16 protein-coding genes and 1 tRNA gene are annotated in these 20,324 nt (G+C 68.4%); 4 read left to right on the top strand and 13 right to left on the bottom strand.

The annotated features are described in order from the left end of the window. Nucleotides 1-42 precede the first annotated feature (42 nt). From CBM2588_RS07245 to CBM2588_RS07235, 3 genes are all read right to left on the bottom strand, one after another. The gene (locus CBM2588_RS07245) at nt 43-1,014 is read right to left on the bottom strand and encodes an ABC transporter permease (RefSeq protein WP_115679958.1); all 972 of its coding nucleotides are present in this window, start codon (nt 1,012-1,014) and stop codon (nt 43-45) included. Nucleotides 1,015-1,052: 38 nt separating this feature from the next. Continuing rightward, complete coding sequence (locus tag CBM2588_RS07240) at nt 1,053-2,681, bottom strand: ABC transporter substrate-binding protein (protein ID WP_115681432.1); 1,629 nt, start codon at nt 2,679-2,681, stop codon at nt 1,053-1,055. A gap of 186 nt (nt 2,682-2,867) precedes the next feature. Continuing rightward, nucleotides 2,868-3,626, bottom strand: coding sequence for an IclR family transcriptional regulator (locus tag CBM2588_RS07235; RefSeq protein WP_115679957.1), 759 nt, complete (start codon nt 3,624-3,626; stop codon nt 2,868-2,870). A gap of 243 nt (nt 3,627-3,869) precedes the next feature. On the opposite strand from CBM2588_RS07235, the gene CBM2588_RS07230 reads away from it, so the two are divergent. Both CBM2588_RS07230 and CBM2588_RS07225 read left to right on the top strand, forming a co-directional pair. Beyond that, complete coding sequence (locus CBM2588_RS07230; protein ID WP_115679956.1) at nt 3,870-5,036, top strand: thiolase domain-containing protein; 1,167 nt, start codon at nt 3,870-3,872, stop codon at nt 5,034-5,036. Between the two features lie 17 nt (nt 5,037-5,053). After that, complete coding sequence (locus tag CBM2588_RS07225) at nt 5,054-5,452, top strand: Zn-ribbon domain-containing OB-fold protein (RefSeq protein ID WP_012352500.1); 399 nt, start codon at nt 5,054-5,056, stop codon at nt 5,450-5,452. Between the two features lie 63 nt (nt 5,453-5,515). Here CBM2588_RS07225 and CBM2588_RS07220 read toward each other — a convergent pair whose 3' ends face one another. The 10 genes from CBM2588_RS07220 to cysS form a co-directional block, all read right to left on the bottom strand. After that, on the bottom strand, nt 5,516-6,391 hold the full coding sequence (locus CBM2588_RS07220) for a pirin family protein (protein ID WP_115679955.1): 876 nt from the start codon (nt 6,389-6,391) through the stop codon (nt 5,516-5,518). Between the two features lie 132 nt (nt 6,392-6,523). Next, a complete protein-coding gene (locus CBM2588_RS07215; RefSeq protein WP_115679954.1) occupies nt 6,524-7,099 on the bottom strand; it encodes an acyloxyacyl hydrolase in 576 nt (191 codons plus the stop codon). Between the two features lie 270 nt (nt 7,100-7,369). Next, nucleotides 7,370-10,873: a pyruvate carboxylase gene (locus tag CBM2588_RS07210; protein ID WP_115679953.1), complete on the bottom strand. Its 3,504-nt coding sequence runs from the start codon at nt 10,871-10,873 to the stop codon at nt 7,370-7,372. 218 nt (nt 10,874-11,091) lie between these two features. Next, nucleotides 11,092-12,021 (bottom strand): adenylate/guanylate cyclase domain-containing protein, encoded by a 930-nt coding sequence (locus CBM2588_RS07205; RefSeq protein ID WP_115679952.1) that lies wholly within the window; start codon nt 12,019-12,021, stop codon nt 11,092-11,094. Between the two features lie 282 nt (nt 12,022-12,303). Next, nucleotides 12,304-12,397: transfer RNA gene (locus CBM2588_RS07200), tRNA-Ser, on the bottom strand. Between the two features lie 129 nt (nt 12,398-12,526). Next, a complete protein-coding gene (locus CBM2588_RS07195; protein WP_092313717.1) occupies nt 12,527-13,780 on the bottom strand; it encodes an aspartate kinase in 1,254 nt (417 codons plus the stop codon). A 144-nt stretch (nt 13,781-13,924) separates the two neighbouring features. Then, a complete protein-coding gene (gene tilS / locus CBM2588_RS07190; protein ID WP_368666633.1) occupies nt 13,925-15,379 on the bottom strand; it encodes a tRNA lysidine(34) synthetase TilS in 1,455 nt (484 codons plus the stop codon). Then, complete coding sequence (locus CBM2588_RS07185) at nt 15,345-16,316, bottom strand: acetyl-CoA carboxylase carboxyltransferase subunit alpha (protein WP_025582220.1); 972 nt, start codon at nt 16,314-16,316, stop codon at nt 15,345-15,347. Before CBM2588_RS07185 ends, tilS begins: the two co-directional genes overlap by 35 nt. A gap of 115 nt (nt 16,317-16,431) precedes the next feature. Then, nucleotides 16,432-17,283 carry a DNA-3-methyladenine glycosylase family protein gene (locus tag CBM2588_RS07180; RefSeq protein ID WP_115679950.1) on the bottom strand — a complete coding sequence of 284 codons (852 nt, stop codon included), beginning with the start codon at nt 17,281-17,283 and terminating at the stop codon, nt 16,432-16,434. Continuing rightward, nucleotides 17,280-18,668 (bottom strand): cysteine--tRNA ligase, encoded by a 1,389-nt coding sequence (cysS, locus tag CBM2588_RS07175; RefSeq protein ID WP_115679949.1) that lies wholly within the window; start codon nt 18,666-18,668, stop codon nt 17,280-17,282. Before cysS ends, CBM2588_RS07180 begins: the two co-directional genes overlap by 4 nt. Before the next feature lie 262 nt (nt 18,669-18,930). On the opposite strand from cysS, the gene CBM2588_RS07170 reads away from it, so the two are divergent. Next, nucleotides 18,931-19,656, top strand: a complete 726-nt coding sequence (locus CBM2588_RS07170) for a tetratricopeptide repeat protein (RefSeq protein ID WP_115679948.1) — start codon at nt 18,931-18,933, stop codon at nt 19,654-19,656. A 70-nt stretch (nt 19,657-19,726) separates the two neighbouring features. After that, on the top strand, nt 19,727-20,311 hold the full coding sequence (locus tag CBM2588_RS07165) for a peptidylprolyl isomerase (RefSeq protein WP_115679947.1): 585 nt from the start codon (nt 19,727-19,729) through the stop codon (nt 20,309-20,311). Nucleotides 20,312-20,324 lie beyond the last annotated feature (13 nt).

Raw genomic sequence — 20,324 nt, 5'->3', positions numbered from 1 at the left:
TTGTTCGATCTTCGATTGCGGGGAAAGAATGCGGCCGCGCGGCTAGGCGGCCTTGTGCCGCAGGCGCGGGTCGAGCACCACGTACAGCAGGTCGACCACCAGGTTCAGCACCACGAACAGCAGCAGCGTCACCAGCAGGTACGCCACCACCACCGGGCGATCCAGCGCCAGCACGGAATCGATGATCAGCTTGCCCATGCCGGGCCACGAGAACACCGACTCGGTCACCACCGAGAAGGCGATCAGGTGGCCGAACTCCAGCCCGACCACGGTCACGATCGGGATCAGCACATTGGGCACCACGTGGCGCAGCACCAGCCGCGCGCCGCCCACGCCCTTGGCGCGGGCGAACTTGATGTACTCCTGCCCCGCCACCTCGCGCGTGCCGGCCTCGGTCAGCCGCGCCACCAGCGAGATCTTGAACAGCGACAGGGTCAGCGCCGGCAGCAGCAGGAAGCGGATGCCCTCCCAGCTGGTCACCGACAGCGGCACGCCCAGCACCGTGCTGACCGGCCCGCGCCCGCCCGACGGCAGCCAGCCCAGGTTCACCGAGAACAGCAGGATGCCGATCATGCCGATCCAGAAAGTGGGCATGATCACGCCGCCGAGCGAGGCCGCCATCAGCATCCGCGCCAGCCGGCTGTGCGGCTTCAGGCCGGCGTAGACGCCCATCGGGATGCCGATGCCGAGCGACAGCAGCAGCGCCGTCACCGCCAGTTCCAGCGTGGCCGGCACGCGGCTGACGATCAACTCGATCGCGGGCCGGTTGTAGACGAACGAGTCGCCGAGGTCGCCGTGCAGCGCGCCCTTGAGGAAGCGCAGGTACTGCTGCGGCACGGGCAGGTCCAGGCCGAGCGCATGGCGCGCCTCGGTGATCTCCTGCTCGGTGGCGGTGGGGCTGACCAGCAGGTGCACCGGGTCGCCGATCAGATTGACCGCGCAGAACGTCAGCACCGACATGATCCAGAGCACCGCGATGCTCTGCAGCAGCCGTTTGAGTAGGGTTTCAAGCATGGTAGGAAGCCGGTGGTAGGCGGATACGTAGTGGCACGTCAGCGTTGCGGCACGGCCGGCGGTGCCGGGCGGATATTGCCGGCATAGGTGAAGCCGTCGCTGCGCGGCTGCACCACAAGCCCGTCGCGATAGGCCCAGGCGGCGCGCAGGTGATGCAGCGGGACAATGCCCGCGTCGGCCGCCAGGCGCTCCGCCGCGCCCTGCTGCGCCAGTTCGCGCGGCGCCGGCGCCATGGTGCGCATGGCCTGCGCGATCAGTTCGTCGACGGCGGCGTTGGCATAGCCGCTGCGGTTGTTGGCGCCCAGGCCGGCGGCCTTGTCCTGCGCATGCGCCACCGCCACCAGCGGCTCGAGCGAATCGCCGCTGACCGCGCCGATGCCGAGCAGGAAGGCGCTGAACTCCGGCTTGCCGCCGGCGCCGCCCGAGGTGGCGCGGGTGATATAGACCGAATACGGCAGCGTGCGCACCTCGGTGCGGATGCCGGCGCGGGTCAGCATCTGCCCGACCGCCTCGCAGGTCTTGGCGTCGTTCAGGTAGCGGTCGTTGGGGCAATGCAGCGTCAGGCGGAAGCCCTGCGGATAGCCGGCCTGCGCCAGCAGCCAGCGCGCCCGCTCCACGTCGGCGCGCGGCGCCGGCACCGCCGGGGCGAAGCCGAAGAAGCCCTGCGGCACCATCTGCCCGGCCGGCACGGAATCGCCCTTGGTCACGCGCGCCGCGATCAGGTCGCGGTCGATCGCCAGGCTGATCGCCTGCCGCACCCGCACGTCGCGCAACGGGTTGGCCGCCAGCGGCTGGCCCGCGTGGTCCTGCACATAGGGCGAGACTGCGCGGGCCTGGTCCAGTTGCAGGTAATTCAGCATGTACGAGGTGGCGGAGACGACGCGGATGCGGCCGTTGGTGCGCGCAAAGGCGTCGGCAATGCTGGCCGACGAGGCGTCGATCACGTCCACCAGCCCCGACAGCAGCGCCGAGGCCCGCGCCGGCTCCTTCGGGATGAACTGGAATACCACCCGCTGCCACGGCTGCGGCCCGCCCCAGTAGCCCGGATTGCGCGACAGCGTCAGCTGCTGGCCATGCTCCCACGCTACCAGCCGGTACGGGCCGGTGCCGATGGCGGCGCTGCCGTGGGCGAAATCTGCCTCGCGCACGCCCGCACCCAGCGAGCGCGGCAGCATCGCCACCATGCCCACGTTCTGCGGCAGCACCGGGTTGGGCGAGCGCGTGCGCACGCGCAACGTCAGCGGCCCGGTGACCTCGACCGCCGCCACCGACTTCAGGTAGGTGCGGAAGGTGCGCGCGCCCGGCAGCTTCATCGCGCGCTCGATCGAGTAGCGCGCATCGTCGGCGGTAAATGGTTCGCCATTGCTGAAGCGCACATCGGGGCGCAGCTGGAACTCCCAGGTGCGGTCGTCCAGCTGGCGCCAGCCAGTGGCCAGCTGCGGCACCGGGCGCAGCGCGTTGTCCAGCCCGACCAGGGTTTCGTAGACATGGCCCCACAGGTTGCGTCCGGCGGCGTCGAGCACATGGGGATCGGCAGCGCTGATCTCGGCCTTGTAGCCGATGCGCAGGTCGGCGGCCCGCGCGGTGTTCGCGCCAGCGATCAGCGCCGTGGCGGCCAGTGCGGCGGCGGCAAGGCGCGACCGCAAGGAAACAGCTGGGTTGGGCATGGTGGGGTGGTTCGCTTCCCGATACATTGTTTCATTCAGTGATACCGTGTATCGAAGGATAAGACATCGACATGGGTCCCGATAAGCAGGGTTTACCCCCGAGCCGTGCATCGGGCCCAAAAAAAACGGCGCCGAAGCGCCGTTTGGGACGGGAAGTGCGCGGGACGTGGCCGCGCGGTACCGGGTTCAGCCGCCCCCGTAGCCAAGCGCCCGCGACAGGTTGGCGGCCTCCGCCACCACCATCGCCACATGGCTGTCCAGCGCCTGCTGCGTGGTGCGGCTAGCCGGGCTGGCAATGCTCAGCGACGCCACCGCGGCGCCGCTGTGGTCGCGCAGCGGCGCCGCGGCAGAGACGGCGTCGGCATCGCGCTCGCCCACCGAGACCGCATAGCCGGCGGCACGGATCGCCGCCAGTTCCTCGCGCAGCGCCTGCGGCTCGATGATGGTCTTGGCGGTGAAGCGCTCCAGCTGTTGCGCCAGCACCGCCTCCACCACTTCGGGGGCGGCGAAGGCCAGCAGCAGCTTGCCGGACGCCCCCACATGCAGCGGCCGCCGGTTGCCGATCTCGGTATGCACGCGCACCGATTGCGTCGACTCGTGCCGCGCCACGCAGACCGACTCGAGCCCGTCGCGCACGCGCACGATCACGTTTTCGCCGCAGGCCGCGCCGATCGCCGCCAGCCGCGGGCCCACCAGCTTGACCAGGTCGAACTGTTCGCGCGCGGCATTGCCGACCAGCAGCGCGTTGTAGCTGAGCTTGTAGACCGCCGCCGGCGACTCGCGCGCGATCAGGCCGCGGTGCTCGAGCGTGGTCAGCAAGCGGAACGCGCGCGCCTTGGTCAGTCCGGCGCGCCGTGCCAGTTCGGTCACGCCCAGCGATGGGTGCTCGGCCACCAGCATCAGCAGGCCCAGGGCCTCATCCACCGCTTCAACGATGTAGGTCATCGATCCTTTTGGTTCAGACTCAGAAATATCCAGCGCAGATTGTAGCGGTCGCCGCAATCGTTCGCGCGCCAAGTGCGTCGCGCCAGGCTTGGATGGCCGCGTCCCCGCCCGCACCGAATACACCCTTCGGCACTTCCGAATACAAGGCAGCGGGCAAGCTACGCAATACTCTCGGGATCGCCGTGCCAGCATTGCGCCCGCACCGCCCCCGCTGGCACCACCTGACGCACCGAAGGAGAACAGATGAGCATCAACGGCAAGGCCTACATCGTCGGGGCCTACGAGCACCCGACCCGCAAGGCACCTGACAAGACCGTGGCGCAACTGCATGCCGAGAGCGCCAAGGGCGCGCTGCAGGACGCCGGCCTGACGCTGGCCGACGTCGACGGCTATTTCTGCGCCGGCGACGCGCCCGGGCTGGGCGCGGTCAACATGGTCGACTACCTCGGCCTGAAGGTGCGCCATGTCGATTCCACCGATACCGGCGGTTCGGCATACCTGGTCCATGTCTCGCACGCCGCGCAGGCGATCGCCGCCGGCAAGTGCAACGTCGCGCTGATCACGCTGGCGGGCCGCCCGCGTTCGGAAGGCTCCACCGGCACGCAGGCGCGCAACTGGGGCGCCAACCTGCCCGACCTGCCGTTCGAAAGCCCGTTCAGCCCGGTCACCGTCAACCTGTACGCGATGGCGGCGATGCGCCATATGCACGAGTACGGCACCACCGCCGAGCAGCTGGCCTGGGTCAAGGTGGCGGCGTCGCACCACGCGCAGCACAACCCCCACGCCATGCTGCGCGACGTGGTCACGGTCGAAGACGTGCTGAATTCGCCGATGATCTCGGATCCGCTGCACAAGCTGGACTGCTGCGTGGTCTCGGACGGCGGCGGCGCACTGGTGGTGGCGCGACCGGAGATCGCCGCCACGCTGCGGCGGCCCAGGGTGAAGATCCGCGGCGCCGGCGAATACATCAAGGGCCAGCTCGGCGGCGAAGTCGACCTGACCTGGTCGGGCGCGCGCTTCTCGGGCGCCACTGCGTTTGCCGAAGCCGGCGTGACGCCGGCCGACATCAAGTACGCGTCGATCTACGACAGCTTCACCATCACCGTGCTGATGCAGCTGGAAGACCTGGGCTTCTGCAACAAGGGCGAAGGCGGCAGGTTCGTCGCCGACGGCAACCTGATCTCGGGCGTCGGCAAGCTGCCGTTCAATACCGATGGCGGCGGCCTGTGCAACAACCATCCGGCCAACCGCGGCGGCATCACCAAGGTGATCGAGGCCGTGCGCCAGCTGCGCGGCGAGGCCCACCCCGCGGTGCAGGTCGCCAATTGCGACCTCGCGCTGGCGCAGGGCACCGGCGGCTACCTGGGCTCGCGCCACGGCAGCGCCACCCTGATCCTCGAACGTGAATAAAGCGCGGGAGCACTGACATGACGACCCCCCACATCCCCGCCGTCTACAAGGCGCCCGACGAACAGCCCGACAACCTGCCGTTCTGGCAGGCCGCGCGCGAAGGCCAGCTGCTGGTCAAGGTCTGCGACGACTGCGGCAAGCCCCACTGGTATCCGCGCGTGCTGTGCCCGTTCTGCATGGGCACCACCTCGTGGAAGCCGGCCAGCGGCCGCGGCACCATCTACACCTACAGCGTGACGCGCCGCGCCGGCCCCAACCCGTTCTGCATCGCCTACGTCAAGCTGGACGAAGGCGTGACCATGATGACCCATATCGTCGACTGCGATCTCGACACGGTGCGGATCGGCCAGAAGGTGCAGGTCAAATTCTCGCCCAGCGACGGCGGCGCGCCGGTGCCGACCTTCACGCTCGCCTGAGCCGGCGTGGCCGGTAGCGGGCATTGCGCCCGCCACCTGCCACAGCCCGCTTGCTGCGAATTTCTACTGCCGCCCCGCGGCCATGCTGCCGAAGCGGCCGCTGCTGAAGTCGCGGAACGCCTCGGCGATCTCCGCCTCGGTGTTCATCACGAACGGGCCGTGGCCGACGATGGGCTCGTCGATCGGCTCGCCGCTGAGCAGCAGCACCATGGCATCGGTGCCGGCCTCGATGCTGACCGCATCGCCGGCGCCATCCAGCACCACCATCTCGGCATCGCGCACGGTGGCCTCGGCGTTGACCGTGACCTTGCCGCGCAGCACCACCACCGCGGTATGCCAGCCCTCGGGCAGCGCCAGGCGCGGGCTGGCGCCCTGGTTCAGGCGCATGTCCCACACATGCATCGGCGTAAAGGTGCGCGCCGGGCCGCGCTTGCCTTCGTACTCGCCGGCGATCACGCGTACCGTGCCGGCGCCGTCCGGCATCGGCACCGCCGGGATATCGCGGTCGACGATGGCCTGGTAGCCCGGCGCGGCCATCTTGTCGCGCGCTGGCAGGTTGACCCACAGCTGCACCATCTCCAGCGCGCCGCCGCTTTGGGTAAACGCGGGCGAGTGGAACTCTTCATGCAGGATGCCGGCGCCCGCCGTCATCCATTGCACGTCGCCCGGACCGATGACCCCGCCCTGCCCGGTCGAGTCGCGGTGCGCGACCTCGCCCTTGTAGACGATGGTCACGGTCTCGAAGCCGCGGTGCGGATGCTGGCCCACGCCGCGCGGACGCTGCGTCGGCGTGAAATCGGCCGGGCCGGCGTAGTCCAAGAGCAGGAACGGGCTCAGCTGCTTGCCGTGGCTGGTGTACGAGAACATCGAGCGCACCGGGAAACCATCCCCGACCCAGTGCGGACGCGGTGCGCTGTAGACACCCAGAATGCGCTTCATGTCGATCTCCGAGAATGCCGGCCACGCGGGCCGGCAATGATCCATGAAGCGATGATAGGTGCCGCGGCCGGCGCGCGGTAGGCGGCAGGATTGCGATGCAGCGTCCTGCCGCTGGAACGATGCCGCCGGCGGTCAGAAGCGGTAGCGCACGTAGCCCATGCTGAAGTTGGTGCCGGGATTGGGGTCCTGGATGCCGCCGTTGGACAGATGCTGGAACCGATAGCCGATCGTCAGCCGCTGTGCCTTGCCGAAGGCGACGCCCACGCCGATCATGTCGGAAAACTGAAAAGCCGAGCCCATGCGATGGCCGCCGGCGATTTCGGTGTGGCTCAGCACGCGCAGGCCCACCGAGGCCTCGACGAACGGCGTAACATGGTCACCCGCATAGCTGAGCCGGAAGATCGGCGACACCCCGAACTCCATCAACTGGCTCGACGGCCGCGACGACAGCGCGCGCCAGTTGGCAACATTGACCTCGCCGTCCAGCGCCAGCGCCAGCCGGTTCGACAGCTGCCACTGCACGATCTCGTCCCAGCGCGCCGACACTTCGTATTTCTCCACGCCGTGCCGGTTGTCGCGCCCATAGCCCGCCTGCATCGAGAATGCCGCCGCGCCGGCGGCGGACGGCAGCGCCAGCAGGCAAGCCGCCAATGACACCACGGCCGCGCGCGGCAGCCCCCCTGACAATGTGTTTTTCTTCACTGACATCCGTCCATGTCGGGCAGCGCCTGCGAGACTGGCACGCCACCACTTTGTTTTGATCACGGCTCGACACGATAGCAGCGCTTAGAGATTGCAGAAGCCCGTTTCAGGCAAACACAGTGTTCCAAAGCCGGAACAATGTGGCGGGACGCGCTACGAAGGCGAGGCATGGCCGCCCGGCTGCAGCGTCATCCAGACAAAAAAAACCCCGGCAGGACCGAGGTCTTCCGGGGTTCCATGGATGGCCCGCACAGGCGCGGCGGGCGCAGCCGGCCGTCAGTCCTTCAGTTCCACCAGCAAATCCTTCGCCGCCACCCGATCGCCCGCCTTCACATGCACCGCCGCGATCTCGCAGTCCCGCTCCGCGGCGATATGGGTCTCCATCTTCATCGCCTCCAGCGCCAGCAGCGTGGTGCCCGCGGCCACGCGCTGGCCGGGCTGCACCGCCACCGTCACGATCGAGCCCGGCATGGGCGCGGCAACATGCAGCGGATTGTCCGGCTCGGCCACCGCCCGGCCCTGGCGCGCGGCCGCGGCCTGCGCGGTGCTGCGCTGTTCGACCAGCGTGGTGCGCGACTGCCCGTTCAGCTCGAACTGGACCTTGATCTTGCCTTCGTCGGCATCGGGATGGGTGCCCTGCAGCGACACCAGCAGGGTCTTGCCGGGCTCGATGTCGATCGCCACCTCTTCCTGCGGCTGCAGGCCGTACAGGTAGGCCGGCGTGGGCACCACCGAGGTATCGCTGTACTGGCGCACATGCGCGTGGTACTCGGCGGCCTGCTTGGGATACATCAGGTACGAGGCCAGCTGGCGGTCGTCGAGCGGCTGCTCGCACGCCGCCGCGCCCGCGGCGCGGGCCGCGTCGAGGTCGACCGGCGCGATCTGGTCGCCGGGCCGGTACGGCGCCGGCGGCTCGCCGCGCAGCACCTTGCGCGACAGCGCCGCCGGGAAGCCGTCGGGCGGGAATCCCAGCTCGCCCCGGAACAGCGACACCACCGATTCCGGGAAGGCGATCTCCTTGCCCGGGTCGCACACGTCCGCCGCGCTCAGGTCGTTGGCCACCATCATCAGCGCCAGGTCGCCAACCACCTTGGAGGTCGGCGTGACCTTGACGATATCGCCGAACATCTGGTTGACCTCGGCGTAGGCGCGCGAGACCTCGGTCCAGCGGTGCTCGATGCCAAGCGAGCGCGCCTGCTCGCGCAGGTTGGTGTACTGCCCGCCCGGCATCTCGTGGCGATAGACGTCGGCGGTGCCGGCGCGGATCTCGGATTCGAACGGCGCGTAGTAGCGGCGCACCCCCTCCCAATACATCGATGCCTCGTGCAGGCGCTCCAGGTTCAGGCCCGGATCGCGCTCGCTGCCGGCCAGTGCCGCGGCGATGCTCGACAGGTTGGGCTGCGAGGTCAGCCCGCTCATCGCGTCGAGCGCGCCGTCGACCGCATCGCAGCCGGCCTCGATCGCGGCCAGCGCCGACGCGGCCGAGATGCCGCTGGTGTCGTGCGTGTGGAAGTGCACCGGCAACCCGGTCTCTTCCTTGAGCGCCCTGACCAGCGCCGCGGCCGCCTGCGGCCGGCAGATCCCGGCCATGTCCTTGATGCCCAGCACATGCACGCCGGCCTGCTGCAGCTCGCGCGCGATGCCGACGTAGTACTTCAGGTCGTACTTGGAACGCTTCGGGTCGAACAGGTCGCCGGTATAGCAGATCGCGCCCTCGCACAGCGCGCCGCTTTCACCGACGGCATCGATCGCCACGCGCATATTGCGCACCCAGTTGAGCGAATCGAACACGCGGAACACGTCCACGCCGGCGCTGGCCGCCTGGCGCACGAAGAAGCGCACCACGTTGTCGGCATAGTTGGTGTAGCCGACCGCATTGGAGCCGCGCAGCAGCATCTGGAACAGCACGTTGGGCACGCGCTCACGCAACTGCTCCAGGCGCTGCCACGGGTCTTCCTTGAGGAAGCGCAGCGCCACGTCGAAGGTGGCGCCGCCCCAGCACTCCAGCGAGAACAGCTGCGACAGCTCGCGCGCATAGAACGGCGCGATCGGCAGCATGTCGGCGCTGCGCATGCGCGTGGCGAACAGCGACTGGTGTGCATCGCGCATGGTGGTGTCGGTCAGCAGCACCCGCTTCTGCTCCAGCATCCAGCGCGAGAACTTCTCCGCGCCCAGCTCGCGCAGCCGGTCGCGCGTGCCGTACGGCAGCGCGGCGCTGGTGTCGATCGCCGGCAGCACCGGCGCGGGCAGAGGCAGCGACGGCAGCGCGCGCCCGCTCAGCTCCGGGTGTCCGTTGACACAGACTTCGCCCAGGTAGCGCAGCAGCTTGGTGGCGCGGTCCTGGCGTTTGGCAAAAGCCAGCAGTTCCGGAGTCTTGTCGATAAAGCGCGTGGTGACGTCGCCCGAGCGGAACGCGGGATGGTTGATGACGTTCTCGAGGAACTGCAGGTTGGACGCGACGCCGCGGATGCGGAACTCGCGCAGCGCGCGGTCCATGCGCCGCATCGATTCCGGCGCGGTCGGCGCCCAGGTGGTGACCTTGACCAGCAGCGAATCGTAGTACGGCGTGATCACCGCGCCGCCATAGGCGGTGCCCGCATCGAGCCGCACGCCGAAGCCCGCGGCGCTGCGATACGCGGTGAGGCGGCCGTAGTCCGGCAGGAAACCGTTTTCCGGGTCCTCGGTGGTGATCCGGCACTGCAGCGCATGGCCGTTCAGCGCGATGTCCTGCTGGACCGGCACGCCCGCGGCGCGCACCACGATCCTGCCCTCGGCATCGCGGGTGTTCTCGGTCATGCCGATATGGCCGCCCTCAGTGATGCGGATCTGCGCCTTGACGATATCGATGCCCGTAACCATCTCGGTAACGGTGTGTTCGACCTGGATTCGTGGATTGACTTCGATGAAGTAGAACTGGCCGGAGTCGGCATCCATCAAAAACTCGACCGTGCCGGCGTGGGTATAGCCGACCGCGCGCATCAGCCGCAGCGCCGACTCGCATAGCGCGCTGCGGCCGGCAGCGTCGAGATACGGCGCCGGCGCGCGCTCGACCACCTTCTGGTTGCGCCGCTGCACGGTGCAGTCGCGCTCGTACAGGTGCACCAGGTTGCCATGCGTGTCGCCCAGCACCTGCACTTCGACGTGGCGCGCATTGCGCACCAGCTTCTCGACATAGACCTCGTCGTTGCCGAATGCCGCCAGCGCCTCGCGCCGCGCCGCGGCGAGCGCGCCCTCCAGGTCCTGCTCGCTTTCGAGCACGCGCATGCCGCGCCCGCCGCCGCCCCAGCTCGCCTTCAGCATCAGCGGATAGCCGATGTCGGCGGCCAGGCGCTTGCACGCCTCCAGGTCATGCGGCAAGGGATCGGTTGCCGGCATTACCGGCACGCCCGCGGCGATCGCCGCGTTGCGCGCCGCGACCTTGTTGCCGAGCTTGCGCATCACCTCCGGCAACGGGCCGATCCAGCGGATGCCGGCATCGATCACGGCCTGCGCGAACTCCGGGTTCTCCGACAGGAAGCCATAGCCCGGATGGATCGCGTCGACCCCGGCCTGGCGCGCAATGCGCAGGATGTCGCCGATATCGAGATAAGCCGCCAGCGGCTTCTTGCCCTCGCCGACCAGATAGCTCTCGTCGGCCTTGAAGCGATGCAGCGCGAGGCGGTCTTCCTTCGAATAGATCGCCACCGTGCGCACATTCATCTCGGCGGCCGCGCGCATCACGCGGATCGCGATCTCGGAGCGGTTGGCAATCAGCAGGGATTGGATCGGGCGGTAGTCCATGGCGGTAAGAAAATAGCCCTCCGTGCGCGGTGGCCACGGAAAGTCGGGTGATGGGGAATGGCGGATCACAGGCGGCAACCAGCATGCGCCTGCATCCTGGTGGGCGCAAGAAACGAGCCACCGACGCTCTTGTTGATTTACAAAAGGATTTTCAGCGCCGCCACGCCGGCCTGGAATTCAAAACTGAAATTCCCACGCCGTTTTCATGCGAATTGCAGCTATCGCCCCGCGCTGGTCTTGTCCACCTGCAGGGCGAATTCGATGCACTCCGCGCTCGGCCCCGTCCACTGGCCAAACCCGATCCAGCCGTGCCCCCTCAGCGTGACCTCGTCGCGGCGCAAAATGAATGGCTCGGCGCCGTCCATGCTGACGTGGGTGCCGTTCGAGCTCCTGTCGATCAGTACATAGCGGCCGGCGCGCGGCTCGGCCATGGCCTGGAACCGCGACGCCAGGCGGTCCGACACCACGATGGTCATGCCGGCGTCACGCCCGATGGTGACCGGCGCCGAGACCGCGTTCATCTCGACCACGGTGTCCCGGTAGCGCAAGGTGAGGAAAGCGGCATGCGCCGGCGGCTCCTTGAATCCCGCGATCAGGGTCAGGTCGGTGGCCTGCTGCCAGATCGCCTCGTACAACTCGACCGGCTGCGCCCTGCCGCGCACGTGGATCGGGTACAGGTAGCGCGTCATCTGGCGCAGCGGCGCGGGCAGGTCCGCCACCGCGTCCTTGCTGGTGATGATCTGGCCGCGCGCGGCGAGCCCGGACAGCCGCGCGGCAAGGTTCACGGCATCGCCGAAGACATCGCCGGACGCATCGGACAGGATCGGACCATGATGGAAGCCGATGTGCGACGACATGGTGAAGCCGGCCACGGGCGGCAGCTCGGCAACCGCCCGCTGTATGTCCAATGCCGCCTGCAACGCCTGCTCGGCGCAGGGGAACAGCACCATGACCTCGTCGCCGATGGTCTTGATGAGCCGGCCTTGCGAGGCCTCGGAACAGGATTTCATCGCAGCGATGCAACGGCCGACCGCGGCAAGGGCGGCGGCGTTGCCCGCGCGCTCATAGAGCCGCGTACTGCCGCTGACATCCGCGAACAGTACCGAACCCTCCGACGCCTGGTGCAGCAGTTCCCGGTCCATGTGCATCCCGATCCGTCCCGCCATCGCGGTGAGGCGATCCGGCCAGCTGCCGGCGCCACGCCTCCGCATGCAGGGAATTCTGGCACCGGCAAAGCCGATGCTCAATATGAATCTGGAGCACGCCGGAAAGAGGAAGTAAAGGAGAATCGGCGCACGCATCGGGGGAGCGGCGCAAGGCAACGCGAACGGATTGCCGATGGGGTGGGATGCGCCCTGCGGGGCGCCAAAAAAACAAAACCCCGGAAGACCGCGATCTTCCGGGGTTCCGCCGCCAAGGACGGTTATCATTGGCGGAGACGGAGGGATTCGAACCCTCGATCCAGGTTTTGGCCCGGATGCTCCCTTAGCAGGGGAGTGCCTTCGACCTCTCGGCCACGTCTCCCAAACTTGCGTTGTGTGAGGGAGCCACACAACGAAGCGCGTATTCTAGCGATGCCGCCGGGGTTGGTCAATGAAAAATCGATGACTCAACACAAATTTTGCGGCCTCGCCAGAAAAGCTTACGAACGGATCACGCCTGTTCCAGTTCGAAGGCCTTGTGCAGCGCGCGCACGGCCAGCTCCATGTACTTCTCGTCGATCAGCACCGAGATCTTGATTTCCGAGGTGGAGATCATCTGGATGTTGATGCCCTCTTCCGACAGCGTGCGGAACATCTTGCTGGCGATGCCGACGTGCGAGCGCATGCCCACGCCCACCACCGACACCTTCGACACCTTGGGGTCGCCCGACACGCTGCCGGCGCCGATGTGCGCCTTCACGCCATCGTTCAGGATGGCCAGCGCGCGCTGGTACTCGCCGCGCGGCACGGTGAAGGTGAAGTCGGTCTTGCCGTCGACGGACTGGTTCTGGATGATCATGTCGACGTCGATGTTGGCGTCGGCGACCGGGCCCAGGATCTGGTAGGCGATGCCGGGCTTGTCGGGCACGCCCAGGACGGTGATCTTGGCTTCGTCGCGGGCAAAGGCGATGCCGGAGATGACAGCGGCTTCCATGGTGGAGTCTTCTTCCTCAAAAGTGATCAGCGTGCCCGAGTGCATTTCCTGCTCGAGCGGCATAAGCGGGTCGGTCAGCGACGACAGCACGCGGGTCTTGACGCGGTACTTGCCGGCGAACTCCACCGAGCGGATCTGCAGCACCTTGGAGCCCAGGCTGGCCATTTCCAGCATTTCCTCGAAGGTGATCTGGTCCAGGCGGCGGGCGTCCTCGACCACGCGCGGATCGGTGGTGTAGACGCCGTCGACGTCGGTGTAGATCAGGCACTCGTCGGCCTCGATCGCGGCGGCGATGGCCACGGCCGAGGTGTCCGAGCCGCCGCGGCCGAGCGTGGTGATGTTGCCGTCGTCGTCGATGCCCTGGAAGCCGGTGATCACGACCACGCGGCCGGCGTCGAGGTCGGCCAGGATGCGCTCGTCGTCGATCGATTCGATGCGGGCCTTGGTGTACGACGAATCGGTCTTCACCGGAACCTGCCAGCCGGTGTAGCTGACGGCGTCGATGTCCTCGCCGTGCAGGGCGATCGCCAGCAGCGCCACGCTGGCCTGTTCGCCGGTGGAGGCGAGCATGTCCAGTTCACGCGGATTGGGCTGGGGCGAAATTTCCTTGGCGAGTCCCAGCAGGCGATTGGTCTCGCCCGACATGGCCGAAGGCACCACGACTACGCGGTGACCGGCGCGGTGCCACTTGGCAACGCGCTTGGCGACATTCTTGATGCGTTCCGTGGAACCCATCGAAGTGCCGCCGTATTTGTGAACGATGAGAGCCATCTTCTTGTCGACGCCAGCGATTGTGCAAAGCCCTTGAAAATACACGAAGCGGCCCGGTCAGGCAAGGCGCACGGGGACTATCTGCGCCAGGCCGGATGTGATGCCGACGGCTGGCGAACGCCATCGAACCGCCGTTCGGCAAGGTCAGCGCGGTGGCATTGCCAGCGTCGGCGCCTGCGGATGCCACGCCACGCGCCAGCGCGGCGCCGGCGCAGCCTCGGGCCAGCGGCGATGCATGCCCAGCCCGGCGGCCAGCACCAGCGTGTCGCCGGCCCACAGCAGCGGCAGCCAGGCCCTGCGCCAGGCCGGGATGCCGGCCTCCTGGCAGGCCTGCTTCAGCGCCCGGGCGGGGCCGCCGGGGCGCAGCACGATACGCTCGCCGCCGCGCCGCGCGGCCAGGCGCAAGGGCTGGCGCAGCACCGCTTCGGGCACGCCGAAGGTGTCGTCGCGGAAGAAATGGAGTTCGCCGCGCCAGGCGGGCACGACGATGCGGGCTTCGCCGCGCCAGTCCAGCGTCACCGGTGCCGGCGCCATCGCCGGCGGCGGCACGCAGGCCAGCACGCGCTCACGGAAACGGCGCAGCACCAGGCCCTCATGCGCGATGGCGGGCTCGCCGCCGGCGTGCGCGACCAGTTGCTCGCGCATCGCCGCCAGCCGTGCGGTGGACGGGGCGCGCACGCCGAGGTCGCGCAGCCACAGGCGCAGTACCGCATCGGCCTGCGCGCCGGGCAACGCGCGCAGGCCCGGCAGGTCGAGTTCAGACAGCGTGTCGGCGTCGCGGCCAGACCGCACCAGCGTGGCCAGCGTGGCGGCAGCCATCTGGTCGATCAGCGCGCCGGCCTGGGCAAAATGCGCGGCGGCCTGCACCACGTTGACCGCCAGCGCCGGAAACGCCGCCTGCAGCGCCGGCAGTTGCTGGCGCAAGGCGTTGCGCGTATAGCGGCCGTCGGCATTGGACGGGTCGTCGATCCACCGCAGCGCGTTGGCGGCACAGTATTGCTCGATGCCGGCGCGCGGCACGTCCAGCCACGGACGCAGCAGCATCACGCCGCTGCGCGGATCCAGCGGGCGCATTGCCGGCATTCCGGCCATGCCGGCCACGCCGGCGCCGCGGAACAGCCGCAGCAGCACGGTCTCGACCTGGTCGTCCTGGTGGTGGGCAAACAGCAGCAGGCGCGCGCCGCTGTCGGCGCACATCGCCGCCAGCGCGGCATAGCGCGCGCGGCGCGCGGCGGCTTCCACGCCCTCGCCCGCCGCCGGCCGCACCGACACGCGCCGCACGAAATAGCCGACCTGCCACTGCGCGCACAGCGCGGCGCAGAAGCGGTCCCAGTCGTCGGCCTCGGCCTGCAGGCCGTGATGGACATGCAGCGCCACCACGCGCGCGCCATCGCCCGCCTGCGCCACCGCAGCGCGCGCGGCATGCAGCAGTGCGACCGAGTCGCGCCCGCCCGACAGCGCCACCGCGACCGTCGGCGGCGCCGCGGTGGCACCGCCAGAAACAACAAAGGCCGCACCGGCCTGCAGGGCCTGTGCGACCTTGTCGGTCAGCCGGGCGGACGGGTCAGTCCTGGGCGCCGGTTTCCTTGAACTTGCCATAGGCCAGCAGGCGCTCGTAGCGGCGCGCCTGCAATTCCTTCACGCTCATGCCCTGGAACTGGCGCAGCGACTCCGCCAGCGAGCGCTTGAGCAGCGCCGCCATGCCCTTGTAGTCGCGGTGCGCGCCGCCCAGCGGCTCGCTCACGATCTTGTCGATCAGGCCCAGCGCCTTCAGGCGGTGCGCGGTCAGGCCCAGCGCCTCGGCGGCTTCAGGAGCCTTCTCGGCGGTCTTCCACAGGATCGAGGCGCAGCCTTCCGGCGAGATCACCGCGTAGGTGGCGAACTGCAGCATCTGCACCACGTCACCCACGGCAATCGCCAGCGCGCCGCCCGAACCGCCCTCGCCGATGATGGTGGCGATCAGCGGCACCTTCAGGCCTGCCATCACGTACAGGTTATGGCCGATGGCCTCGGACTGGCCGCGCTCTTCGGCGTCGATGCCGGGGAATGCGCCCGGGGTGTCGACGAAGGTGAAGATCGGCAGCCCGAACTTGTCGGCCAGCTCCATCAGGCGCTTGGCCTTGCGGTAGCCCTCGGGCTTGGGCATGCCGAAATTGCGCATGGCGCGCTCTTTCGTGTCGCGGCCCTTCTGGTGCCCGATCACCATGCACGACTGGCCATTGAAGCGCGCCAGGCCGCCGATGATCGACAGGTCGTCGGCGAAGGTGCGGTCGCCGTGCAGTTCGTGGAAATCGGTAAAGATCTCGCGCACGTAGTCCAGCGTATAGGGGCGCTGGGGGTGGCGGGCGATTTGCGCAACCTGCCACGGGGTCAGGTTGGCATAGATGTCCTTGGTTAGCTGCTGGCTCTTGCCGGCCAGCCGCGAAATCTCTTCGGAAATATCGACAGCCGAATCGTCCTGCACGAAGCGCAGTTCTTCGATCTTTGCCTCGAGTTCGGCAATGGGCTGCTCAAAATCCAGGAAGGTGGTTTTCATAAAATCACACGTACCTGTCTGTGAAGGGGCGCATTCTACCGGAAATTGGCCGCTATCTTAGCGCCTGCCGGATAGCCTGCAATGCACCTGGAGTTAATTTTTATTGTGGCAATGCCTAATACGTCACTGGCAAGGGGTCGAGGCTGCGCCACATATACCATGTGGCCACGGTGCGCCACGGTTCCCAGTTGGCCGCCACCTCGCGCGCCTCGCTGCGGGTCACCGGCTCGCCGCTGAAATAGTTGGCGGAGATGGCGTTGATCAAGCCGACGTCGTCGAGCGGCAGCACATTGGGCCGCATCAGGTTGAACATCAGGAACATCTCGGCGGTCCAGCGGCCGATGCCGCGGATCTGAGTCAACTCGGCGATGACGGCCTCGTCGTCCATCTGCGCCCACTGCGCGACATGCACCGTGCCGCCCTTGAAGTGCCCGGCCAGGTCGATCAGGTATTCCGCCTTGCGCTTGGACACGCCGCAGCCCGCCAGCTTCTCGGTGCCGGCGCGCAGGAACTGCGCCGGCGCCAGCCGCGGGCACACCGCATGCAGCCGTTCCCACACCGACTGCGCCGCCTTCACCGAGATCTGCTGGCCCACCACCGCGCGCGCCAGCGTGACGAACGGGTCGCCGCGCGAGACCAGGTGCGCCGGGCCGTAGGTCGGAATCATCTTGCGCAGGATGCGGTCGCGCTTCATCAGGTCCGCGCAGGCCTCGTCCCAGTATGCAGGGCGCACGGCATCGTCGACGGTCTCGACCGGCAGCGGCACCGCCTGGGCTTCCGGCAGCACGGCCTTGGCGCTGCGCGCGGCCTTTGCCGCGGCGCGCGTGGCGTCCTTGCTGGTGTCCTTGCCATCCGGCAGCGGCGCCTCCCTGGCGCCGGCCTTGCCCGGGCGCGGCCCGGCCGGCTTCGCCCGGCCCGCGGTGGCGGGCGGCGTGGCAGTAGCGGGCTTGCGCGCGGCAGCGTTCAAGCACGCCTCCACTCGGTGGCACCGCCCGGCTTGTCTTCCAGCACGATGCCCGCTTCCAGCAGCTGGGCGCGGATGCGGTCCGCCTCGGCGAAGTTGCGCTCGGCCTTGGCGGCCTTGCGCGCCGCGATCAGCGTTTCGATCTCGTCCGGCGACGGGCCGTCGGCGGACTTGCCGCCCTGCAGGAAGGTGTGCGGATCGCGCTCGAGCAGCCCCAGCGTGCCGGCCAGCCCCTTGAGCTGGCGCGCGGCCGCGGTGGAGCCGGTGCGGTTGATCTCGCTGGCCAGGTCGAACAGCACCGACATCGCGATCGGCGTGTTGAAGTCGTCGCCCATGGCCTCGGCAAAGCGCTTCGCGTGCGGCTCGTCCCAGTCCACCGCGCAGCCGCCCGGCTGGCTGTCCTTGAGCGCCGTGTACAGGCGCGTCAGCGCGTGGCGCGCATCGTCCAGGTGCGCGTCGCTGTAGTTCAGCGGGCTGCGGTAGTGCGCGCGCAGGATGAAGAAGCGCACGACCTCGGCGTCGTACGCCTTCAGCACCTCGCGGATGGTGAAAAAATTGCCAAGCGACTTGGACATTTTCTCGTCGTTGATGCGCACGAAGCCGTTGTGCATCCACAGGTTGACGAAGGGCTTGCCGCTGGCGCCTTCGGACTGCGCGATCTCGTTCTCGTGGTGCGGGAACTGCAGGTCGGCCCCGCCGCCATGGATGTCGAAATGCTCGCCCAGCAGCGCGCAGCTCATCGCAGAGCATTCAATGTGCCAGCCCGGGCGGCCGGCGCCCCACTTCGAATCCCACTTGCTCTCGGGCGGCTCGCTGGCCTTGGCGGATTTCCACAGCACGAAGTCGAGCGGGTCCTGCTTGGCATCGTTGGCGCTGACACGCTCGCCGGCGCGCAGGTCTTCCAGCGACTTGCCGGACAGCTTGCCGTAGCCGTCGAACTTGCGCACCGAGTAATTCACGTCGCCGTCGCTGGCCTGGTAGGCCAGGCCCTTCGCCTCGAGCTTGCCGATCATGTCGAGCATCTGCGGCACGTAGTCGGTGGCGCGCGGCTCGTAGTCGGGACGGATCACGCCCAGCGCGGCGGCATCCTCGTGCATGTACTGGATGAAGCGCGTGGTCAGCTCGCCGATGGTCTCGCCGTTCTCGACCGCGCGGCGGATGATCTTGTCGTCGATATCGGTGATGTTCTGCACATACGTCACCTCGTAGCCGGCGGCGCGCAGCCACCGGTGCACCATGTCAAACACCACCATCACGCGCGCGTGGCCGACGTGACAATAGTCGTACACGGTCATGCCGCACACATACATGCGGACCTTGCCGGGTTCGATTGGCACGAATGGCTGCTTCTCACGCGCGAGCGTGTTGTAGATGTTGAGGGGCTGCATGAAACGAAGTGAGTGGTGAGAGGAGTCTGCCGGTTCCACACGGCAGGCAGCGCGAACGCCGCTGCTGGCGCAATGCCGTCGCGCCCCATATCTTACCGGAAGGCGGTGCGCGAGTCGGACCCGCGGCCCGGCCGGCCGGCGCGCATGCACGTGCGCACGCACGTCGTGCATGAACACCGCACGGCTGGCCGCCGCGGCATCGCCTTCGTGCCGCACTTGCCGCTTTGCTAGAATGCCGCGGAGTATAACGGACCCGTCCTCAATGAGCCTGCCGCTGCCCTCCCCGCTTTCCGCTGCCCCTGCCGTCTCCGCTACGCGCACGCGCCGGCGCGGATCCCGCACCGTCCTGCCGCTGCTGGCCCTGGCCGCGGCGCTGGCAGGCCCCGCGTCCGCGCAGAATGGCCCGTTGTCGCTGGCGGTGCCGACCTCGCCGGTCGGCGGCATCCAGTCGACCGACCCTGGCATGGGCGAGGCCCAGCAAGCCGCCAACGCGCGCCGCTACGAGGACGCCATCAAAGGCTTCGACCGCGTGCTGGCCACCAACCCGCGCAATGCGCAGGCCCGCTTCCAGCGCGCCTGGGCGCTGGCCCAGGCGGGCCGCGAAGACGAGGCGATCCAGGCCTTCAGCGAGATGGCGCAGGACTTTCCCGAACTGCCCGAGCCGCACAACAACCTCGCGCTGCTCTATGCCAAGCGCGGCGACCTGAAGCGCGCCGAAGCCGAATTGCTGCTGGCCACCGAGGTCAAGCCCGCCTTCGCGGTCGGCTACACCAACCTGGGCGACGTCTACCGCCGCCTGGCCGAGCAGGCCTACACCGAAGCGCTGCGCCGCAATCCCGGCGATGCCCGCGCCAGTGCAGGCCTGCGCCAGCTGGCGCCGGCTTCCGCCGTGGCAGCGCCACCGAAGCCGGCCGCACCCGCGGCCACCGGCCGCAAGGCGGCGCCGGGAGGGCGCCAGTCGCCGGCCAGCGCCCCCGTGGCCAACTGACAGCATTCATCCGCAGGCCCGGCGCGGCATGCCCGGGCCGTGTCCATCCCGACTTACCGGAGTTCCCTTCATGATCCGTTCCCGTCGCATCGTCATTGCCGGCCTGGCCGCAGGCGCCCTCGCGCTGTCTTCGTTCAGCGCGCTGGCCCAGCAGAAGGCCGCCGAGCGCGTCCAGTTCGTCACCAGTGCCGGCAAGTTCACGGTCGAGCTCTATCCCGAGGCCGCGCCCAAGACCGTCGCGAACTTCCTGGAATATGTGAAGAGCGGCTTCTACAGTGGCACCATCTTCCACCGCGTGATCAACGGCTTCATGGTGCAGGGCGGCGGCTTCGACCGCGACATGAAGGAAAAGCCCACGCGTGCGCCGATCCCGCTGGAAGCCCGCAGCGGCCTGAAGAACAAGGCCGGCACGGTTGCCATGGCGCGCACCAGCAACCCGGATTCGGCCACCGCGCAGTTCTTCGTCAATGTGGTGGATAATCCGAATCTCGACTACCCGCAGCCGGACGGCAATGGCTATGCCGTCTTCGGCAAGGTGGTGGAAGGCATGGACACGATCGACAAGATCAAGGCCGTGCCGACCACGGCCTACGGCCCGATGCGCAATGTGCCGGCCGCGCCGATCGTGATCGAGTCGGCCACCGTCGTCAAATAATTACCGAACAGAG

Origin of the sequence: Cupriavidus taiwanensis (assembly GCF_900250075.1) — a bacterium.
GTDB classification, from domain to species: Bacteria; Pseudomonadota; Gammaproteobacteria; order Burkholderiales; family Burkholderiaceae; genus Cupriavidus; species Cupriavidus taiwanensis_C.
Note: the sequence above shows the minus strand (reverse complement) of the source record. Positions and strands in the feature narration are given on the sequence as shown.

Bases quoted from the DNA above. Each gene is read 5' to 3' on its own strand.
- cysS (WP_115679949.1), bottom strand. From the start codon at position 18,668: ATGCAGCCCCTCAACATCTACAACACGCTCGCGCGTGAGAAGCAGCCA.
- CBM2588_RS07195 (WP_092313717.1), bottom strand. From the start codon at position 13,780: ATGGCTCTCATCGTTCACAAATACGGCGGCACTTCGATGGGTTCCACG.
- CBM2588_RS07245 (WP_115679958.1), bottom strand. From the start codon at position 1,014: ATGCTTGAAACCCTACTCAAACGGCTGCTGCAGAGCATCGCGGTGCTC.
- CBM2588_RS07165 (WP_115679947.1), top strand. From the start codon at position 19,727: ATGATCCGTTCCCGTCGCATCGTCATTGCCGGCCTGGCCGCAGGCGCC.
- CBM2588_RS07240 (WP_115681432.1), bottom strand. From the start codon at position 2,681: ATGCCCAACCCAGCTGTTTCCTTGCGGTCGCGCCTTGCCGCCGCCGCA.
- CBM2588_RS07230 (WP_115679956.1), top strand. From the start codon at position 3,870: ATGAGCATCAACGGCAAGGCCTACATCGTCGGGGCCTACGAGCACCCG.
- CBM2588_RS07185 (WP_025582220.1), bottom strand. From the start codon at position 16,316: ATGAAAACCACCTTCCTGGATTTTGAGCAGCCCATTGCCGAACTCGAG.
- tilS (WP_368666633.1), bottom strand. From the start codon at position 15,379: ATGGCAAGTTCAAGGAAACCGGCGCCCAGGACTGACCCGTCCGCCCGG.
- CBM2588_RS07210 (WP_115679953.1), bottom strand. From the start codon at position 10,873: ATGGACTACCGCCCGATCCAATCCCTGCTGATTGCCAACCGCTCCGAG.
- CBM2588_RS07205 (WP_115679952.1), bottom strand. From the start codon at position 12,021: ATGCACATGGACCGGGAACTGCTGCACCAGGCGTCGGAGGGTTCGGTA.
- CBM2588_RS07225 (WP_012352500.1), top strand. From the start codon at position 5,054: ATGACGACCCCCCACATCCCCGCCGTCTACAAGGCGCCCGACGAACAG.
- CBM2588_RS07235 (WP_115679957.1), bottom strand. From the start codon at position 3,626: ATGACCTACATCGTTGAAGCGGTGGATGAGGCCCTGGGCCTGCTGATG.
- CBM2588_RS07220 (WP_115679955.1), bottom strand. From the start codon at position 6,391: ATGAAGCGCATTCTGGGTGTCTACAGCGCACCGCGTCCGCACTGGGTC.
- CBM2588_RS07215 (WP_115679954.1), bottom strand. From the start codon at position 7,099: ATGTCAGTGAAGAAAAACACATTGTCAGGGGGGCTGCCGCGCGCGGCC.
- CBM2588_RS07170 (WP_115679948.1), top strand. From the start codon at position 18,931: ATGAGCCTGCCGCTGCCCTCCCCGCTTTCCGCTGCCCCTGCCGTCTCC.